Raw genomic sequence first — 7,052 nt, forward strand, 5'->3', positions numbered from 1 at the left:
AAGGTGTAAATCCAAAGCTTGAGAGTTGGTTTCCTGTGGGAACTGTGGCCTGTTTATCTCAATTGTTAAATAGGTTCTGTCCCGAACTTGACGGTGAGGTAAGTTTAAACTCCAGCACTTCATTGTAAGCATTTATGTAATGGCGTTAATATCATGAGTTTTATGCCACATACTTTAAACTTACAATCCTTCGTCGCAAGCTCCTCAGGATGACGTGCTTTTACTTAACTTTATGGCTCTCTAACCCCGGGGCGGCCTGACTATGAACGGGGCATGCTTCTTTAATTTGGCGTCATTAATTAAACTGGTACGTTTTATTATGAGCCTTGGCCAGGCTTGCCAAGAAAAAACCTACCATTTGAACTCAATAGCAGGTTTTAAGTGTGAACTTTACATCTCCGTGTAGTTTGGTCCTCCGCCGCCTTCTGGAGCATGCCAGACTATATTTTGACGTGGATCTTTAATGTCGCAGGTTTTGCAATGGATGCAGTTTTGAGCGTTTATTTGCAATCTAGGGCCAGTTTCTTCTTCAACAATCTCATAAACTCCCGCAGGGCAGTAACGGCTCTCTGGGGATGCATACGTTTTTAAATTAACATCAATTGCCAATTTGGGTTGTTTTAGCTTGAGATGACATGGCTGATTTTCTTCATGGAAGGTGTTGGATAAAAATACAGAAGAAAGTCTGTCAAACGTTAATGTTCCATCGGGTTTAGGATAGTTAATTTTTTTTGCCTTCTCCGCTGGTATCAGGCTGCTATGATCTGAATGATTGGACAATGTCCATGGGCTGTGGCCACGAGTAATATAGGTTTCAAATGCAGCATTGATTAGACCGGGAATGAGTCCGTATTTAAATGCAGGCCTAATATTTCGTACGGAATGAAGTTCTTCTTTTAACCATGAGTTATTTACTTTTTCAGGATAAGCAGTTAATTCAATTTGAGAGGTCTGTTCTTGTTCCAATGAGTCAAAACAGGCTTGTGCTGCTAACATTCCTGATTGCATGGCGGTGTGTATGCCTTTGATTTTCGGTACATTGAGAAAACCAGCAGCATCTCCAATTAAGGCTCCGCCAGGAAAAACGAGTTTGGGCATAGACTGCCATCCGCCTTCGTTGAGTGCACGTGCGCCATAGCTTATGCGCTCCCCGCCAGTTAATACAGAACGGATGATAGGGTGCGTTTTAAAGCGCTGCAATTCAGCAAAAGGATTTAGCCACGGATTTTTATAATCTAAACCTACAACAAATCCAATAGCAACTCGATGCTTGGATAAATGGTAAATAAATGAACCACCATAAGTGGCCCGGTCAAGCGGCCATCCTATCGTATGTATTACTTTCCCAGGTTCATGTTTTGTCGGATCTATTTGCCAGACTTCTTTTATTCCCAAGCCATAAGTTTGTGGCTGTGTATTATCTCGAAGATGATAACGTGTCATGAGATATTGGCTCAGTTGCCCACGACATCCTTCTGCAAAAAGGGTTTGTTTCGCTAATAAATGCATGCCGGGCTGGAAATTATTAGTTTCCTTTCCTTCCTTATCTACCCCAACGCTGCCTGTAGCGACCCCGATAACCTGATTCTTTTCATTAAACAGTACTTCTGAGGCAGCGAATCCCGGATAAATTTCACATCCTAAGGCCTCGGCCTGTTCTGCCAGAAACATGCAGAGTTCTCCCAGGCTAATAATGTAGTTGCCTTCATTATGCATCGGTTTAGGAGTAGGGAGTGTGAATGATTTATTTTCTGTTAAGAAGCAGAACTGATCCGAGCTGACCGGTGTATCTAATGGCGCATCCTGCCAGGTATCAGGAAGTAATTCCTTTAAACTTCGTGGTTCAAGAACAGCGCCAGAAAGGATGTGAGCCCCTACTTGAGCTCCTTTTTCCAGAATACATACTGTAATTTCTTTTTGAGCAGCCTGAGCTAATTGTTTTAATTTTATTGCAGCGGATAATCCAGCAGGTCCGGCTCCAACTATAATGACATCAAATTCCATTGTTTCGTGTTGCACAGCCACTCCTACATCAAAAAAGTAAAATAATCGCTTTTATAAGGCTTAAGATCAAGATTATATTAAATATTTAAATTATTTCGAATAGTTTATTTTATGAAAATTCATGGACTTGCCTCTTCTAAATGGGATACTTCATTTGTTTTTAACTATACTTATTAATAATTTATGTCTCGAACTACTATAAAAACTTATCTGGCTAATAAATCATAACAACCATACTCATGGTGAGCCAGGTTAATAACAGGTGTCGTTTATGGATAAAGACAGCACAGTAGAGTTACCCAAAAAGTTGGGTCGTTTTTTTTTATATTTCATAAAAAAACAGCGCCTGGCGTTCATCGTTTTTTTTATCGCACCGATAGCCATGGTTCTGGAAAATAATGTCATTCCTTATTCTCTGAAAATGATTGTTGATGCACTTGAATCTCATACTCCAGGAGAAAACATATTTGTAATTGTGGCTCCTGCTTTATGGCTTGGTGGTGGGGCCTGGATAACCTTGCTGGCCATTTTGCGTTTGCAAAATTGGTGGCAGGGTTATGTGATTCCTCGTTTCCAAGCTGACGTGCGCATGTCTGTTTTTGATTATTTGAGCAAGCAATCGTATCACTATTTTTCAAATCAAATGGCAGGGAGCCTGGCTAATAAGATAAATGATTTGCCACGGGCACTGGATTCTATATTTATGATCATCACCTGGTATGGCATTGCAGCGTTTTCATCTATTATTGTGGCATTAATATTGATGTGTACCATCAATTACTGGTTTGCCATAGTCTTACTTACCTGGATAATTTTACAACTATTTATTAGCTATAAATTATCAAAAAAAGTGGATCGATATTCAATAGATAATGCTGAAGATAAAAGTGAATTAAGTGGAAAAATAGTGGATAGTCTCAGCAATTCAAGTGCAGTTAAATTGTTTGCCAGAGCCAAAGAAGAGTTGGCCTATGTGAAAGTAAGTCAGGATAGAGAGGAGAATAGTAATAAAAAATTAACAATCTATATGAACATCTTTCGCCTGTATCTGGATATCCCAGTTACTGTGATGTTGAGCACTATGATTTATTTACTTTTGGCTTTTTGGCAAAAAGGGTTAATCACAACAGGGGATCTGGTTTTTATCTTCAATGTGTCTTTTGTCATCATGAACCAGATTTGGTACTTATGTCATGCCTTGGCTGATTTGTATCGTGAAATAGGTATTGCTCGTCAGGCTATTGCACTACTTAGCGCACCTATAGATATTAAAGATGTACCAGAGGCAACAGAACTGTTGGTTACGGACGGTAAAATTGAGTTTGATGATGTTACTTTTCACTATAATAACGGCAAGAAGGTTTTTGAAAACAAATCAGTCATTATTGAACCGAATCAGAGAGTTGGACTGGTTGGCTTTTCTGGTAGCGGTAAAACGACCTTTATTCATTTAATCTTGCGTTTTTTTAATGTTGAGTCGGGAGTTATACGGATTGACGGCCAGGATATTAGCAAGGTCACACAAGACTCTCTGCACTCTGCTATCAGTATGATTCCTCAGGATACTGCATTATTTCATCGAACATTGATGGAAAATATTAGGTATGGCAATCCATCTGCTACAGATGAAGAGGTCATTGAAGCATCGAAGAAAGCATGCTGTGACGATTTTATCGCTTTGCTGCCTGATGGGTATGAAACTATGGTCGGGGAACGCGGGATAAAATTATCAGGAGGACAGCGGCAACGCATTGCTATCGCCAGAGCTCTTCTAAAAAATGCAAAAGTGGTGGTTATGGACGAAGCGACATCTCAGCTTGACTCACTTACAGAAGAGGCAATACAGAATTCATTATGGCAATTAATGGAGTATAAAACGACTATAGTTATAGCACACCGCTTATCTACTTTATTGCATATGGATAGAATTCTTGTGTTTGAGCAAGGTAAAATTGTTGAGGATGGAACACATGATGAATTGCTTGCCAAGAATGGTTTGTATAAGTCAATGTGGGATGCACAAGTAGGTGGCTTCTTACCAGAATCAGATAAAGAGCGAGATAATTGGGATGAATAGCGTAAGTAAAGAATATGTGGGCCATTTTAATCAGAACTCCGATCAATATTTACTGTGCCGTCCTGATTATCCTGAGGCTTTATTTGATTATCTGGCACAATTGGTTGATCCTAACGTAATCGTTTGGGATTGCGGTACGGGGAATGGTCAGGCAGCCAAAGCTTTGGCGGAGCGTTTTTCACGAGTAATAGCTACCGATATCAATCAAGCCCAACTTGATATGGCTATTAAGGCTGCTAATATTGATTATATCTGTACTCCTGTTGAAAAAGCGCCTATCCAATCACACTCTATTGGTTTAATTACTGTTGCTCAGGCTTTGCATTGGTTTGATTTTTCTTTATTTTACAATGAAGTAAAACGAGTCAGTGTTGCAAACGGGATTATTGCCGCCTGGTGTTATAGTCTGGGGGTATTTAATAATTTGATAGATGCTCCGATAAAAAAACTGTACTACGAGATTTTGGGAAATGAATTTTGGCCTAAGGAGCGTTTTTACATTGATGAGCAGTATCAGACTATTCCTTTTCCATTTACATTATTGAATGCCCCTGAATTTCAAATTCGCAAAAGGCTGGATTTCAGCCAATTGATTGGTTATTTATCCACTTGGTCAGCTGTTAAAGAGTTTCAAAAGCGACAACAAAAAAATCCTATTGAATTGGTATTTGATGAGTTGGAGTCACAATGGGGAGAGCCTGATTTAGCGCATGAGATCGTCTGGCCAGTGCACTGCCTTATTGGCAGGGTGCATGGTTAATCAAGATAAAAGAAGTTCTGATAAAGTGCTAAGCTTAAATACAGTACTCTTGTTTTCTGGTTAAGTGAGACACATAATGTTTCTAAGAAATAGCGTGCTGGTTCTTCTGCTTAATCTGGGCCTTTGTTCCTGTGCTCTGGCAATGCGTTGTGGTGATCGATTAGTATATGAAGGTGATACTCAATTTAATGTCCTCACTAAATGTGGTGAGCCACTTTACAGACAAGTGTATGAGCAATCTGCTCCCATTTTTAATGCGGCTGGATATCAGGTAGGTTATGGAACCAGTACAGTTGAAACCTGGATTTATCAAAAGTCATCTGCAGATTTTCAATATGAGTTAATTTTTAATGCAGGAGTACTACAAAGTATTAATGCAAACAGAAATCCCTAGTCACGTGAGGAGTTTTATGAAAATTATTCTAGGTTTTTTACTAATGAGCATTACATTTATTAGTCATGCAGCGGACACTTTATCTATGAATGTGAACAATAATGTAACCAGTTTTAAAGTTACTTTGGCTGCGAATCCTACTACCGGGTTTCAGTGGACTGCAGAGGAATACGACAAAGATTTATTAACTCTGACAGATAGTGAGTATATAAGACCCAAAACAAAATTGATCGGTGCAGGAGGGGAGATGATGTTTGTTTTTACTCTAAACAAGGGAAAAACAGTTCCCAAGTCAACTAAAATGCTGTTTAAATATGCCCGCGCATGGGAAACTGGTACCGGGAAAGAACAAACGGTTGTTGTTAATTTTATAAATCCTTCCTAATCGTTCTCTTTTGAAATGGATGATACTCCTGTATTAGATAAATACAGGAGTACATAATCAATTTTACCTGTTTTCTCTTTTATTTCTTGCCAGTGCCGTAAGATCCTTTTCGGAATGGTAAATATCTCGGCTCCCAGAAAAGATCATCAATTAATGCTGTTAAATCAGCATCCTGATTCTTTTGAGCATATCCAGAATCAATCGCACACTGAGCAACAGCAATCGCTATTGATTTCGCTACAGTTTGCGCATTATCTAGTGACGGTAATAAAGGCAGGAAACTGTCTTTTTTACTCGGGGCAAATTCACAAAGAACTTTTGCTGCAGCCAATATCATTTCTTTGGTGAGACGAGTAGCGCTGACGGCTAATACACCTAAACCGATACCAGGGAATACTAAAGCATTATTACACTGAGCTATCTGAACCATGCGATTTTGAAATTCAATTGCAGGGAACGCAGTGCCCGTTGCGATAAGCGCTTTGCCCTGGCTCCATGCCAGAATATCTTCCGGTTGTGCTTCACATTTTTCATCTGGATTTGATAAAGGGAAAATAATTGGGCGCTCACAGGTAGCTGACATAGTCTCTATAATATCTTGAGAAAATGCACCTGTTTGAGCAGAACAGCCAATCAATATCGTTGGTTTTACATGACGTACTGTATCAGTCAATGAGGGATGGGCTTTTTCATTGATCGACCAGGATGATATTTCATCGGTTGTTCTGGCATAAGGTTTTTGCGCATCAGTCATATCCAGATCAGTATCGAGTAATAAGCCTTGTCGGTCGATTAACCAGAAACGCTGATAAGCCTCCTCGGGACTTAAACCCTCTCTAACCATAGCATCGATGATCTGATCACTAATACCTGTGCCAGCAGAACCTGCTCCAAACACCACTATTCGTTGGTCTTTTAATGGAGTTCCTGTTACATCACAGGCCGCTAATAAGGCTGCCAGGGTTACTGCACCAGTACCTTGAATGTCGTCATTAAAAGTACATAGCTGTTCTTGGTATTGATCTAGAATTCGTCTGGCGTTACCACGACCAAAATCTTCCCAGTGCAGGAATGCGTTAGGGAATTGTTTGTGGACTTCATTAACGAACGTAAGGATAAAATTGTCGTATTCTGCGCTATTAATTCGTGGGTGCCTGCAACCAAGATACATTGGATCGTCTAATAACTCCTGATTATTGGTACCTACATCGAGAAATACAGGTAGGGTTCTTGTCGGGTCGATACCACCACATAAACTATAAACCATCAATTTGGCTACTGGAATGTCCATTCCGCCAATGCCTTGATCTCCTATTCCCAGAACGCCCTCACCATCAGTCACCACAATAAGATCTATTTCAGGATTAGAACGATTATTTATAATTTCTTCAATATGGTTTTTATCTGAATGAGCAATATATAACCCACGTGG

The 7,052-nt window shown here is 39.7% G+C and carries 6 protein-coding genes; 4 read left to right on the forward strand and 2 right to left on the reverse strand.

Annotated elements, in window-relative coordinates; all coding sequences use genetic code 11:
- Positions 1–390: 390 nt before the first annotated feature.
- On the reverse strand, positions 391–2,019 hold the full coding sequence (locus Q0495_RS09335) for a 4Fe-4S dicluster domain-containing protein (RefSeq protein ID WP_367274406.1): 1,629 nt from the start codon (positions 2,017–2,019) through the stop codon (positions 391–393).
- Positions 2,020–2,275: 256 nt separating this feature from the next.
- Here Q0495_RS09335 and Q0495_RS09340 point away from each other — a divergent pair, with 256 nt between their 5' ends.
- The 4 genes from Q0495_RS09340 (at position 2,276) to Q0495_RS09355 (ending at position 5,620) form a co-directional block, all read left to right on the forward strand.
- A complete protein-coding gene (locus Q0495_RS09340; RefSeq protein WP_298625281.1) occupies positions 2,276–4,081 on the forward strand; it encodes an ABC transporter ATP-binding protein in 1,806 nt (601 codons plus the stop codon).
- A complete protein-coding gene (locus Q0495_RS09345; protein ID WP_298625283.1) occupies positions 4,074–4,841 on the forward strand; it encodes a class I SAM-dependent methyltransferase in 768 nt (255 codons plus the stop codon). Before Q0495_RS09340 ends, Q0495_RS09345 begins: the two co-directional genes overlap by 8 nt.
- A gap of 76 nt (positions 4,842–4,917) precedes the next feature.
- Positions 4,918–5,235 (forward strand): DUF2845 domain-containing protein, encoded by a 318-nt coding sequence (locus Q0495_RS09350; RefSeq protein WP_298625285.1) that lies wholly within the window; start codon positions 4,918–4,920, stop codon positions 5,233–5,235.
- A gap of 16 nt (positions 5,236–5,251) precedes the next feature.
- Positions 5,252–5,620: a protease inhibitor I42 family protein gene (locus Q0495_RS09355; RefSeq protein WP_298625288.1), complete on the forward strand. Its 369-nt coding sequence runs from the start codon at positions 5,252–5,254 to the stop codon at positions 5,618–5,620.
- 79 nt (positions 5,621–5,699) lie between these two features.
- Here Q0495_RS09355 and Q0495_RS09360 read toward each other — a convergent pair.
- Positions 5,700–7,052, reverse strand: a 1,353-nt coding sequence (locus tag Q0495_RS09360) for an NAD-dependent malic enzyme (protein WP_298625290.1), incomplete at its 5' end; no start/stop codon positions are given.

Source organism: uncultured Legionella sp. (assembly GCF_937871865.1).
Taxonomy (GTDB): Bacteria; Pseudomonadota; Gammaproteobacteria; order Legionellales; family Legionellaceae; genus Legionella.

Excerpts from the sequence above, each read along its gene's own strand:
- Q0495_RS09350 (WP_298625285.1), top strand. The coding sequence starts at position 4,918 with ATGTTTCTAAGAAATAGCGTGCTGGTTCTTCTGCTTAATCTGGGCCTT.
- Q0495_RS09340 (WP_298625281.1), top strand. The coding sequence starts at position 2,276 with ATGGATAAAGACAGCACAGTAGAGTTACCCAAAAAGTTGGGTCGTTTT.
- Q0495_RS09355 (WP_298625288.1), top strand. The coding sequence starts at position 5,252 with ATGAAAATTATTCTAGGTTTTTTACTAATGAGCATTACATTTATTAGT.
- Q0495_RS09345 (WP_298625283.1), top strand. The coding sequence starts at position 4,074 with ATGAATAGCGTAAGTAAAGAATATGTGGGCCATTTTAATCAGAACTCC.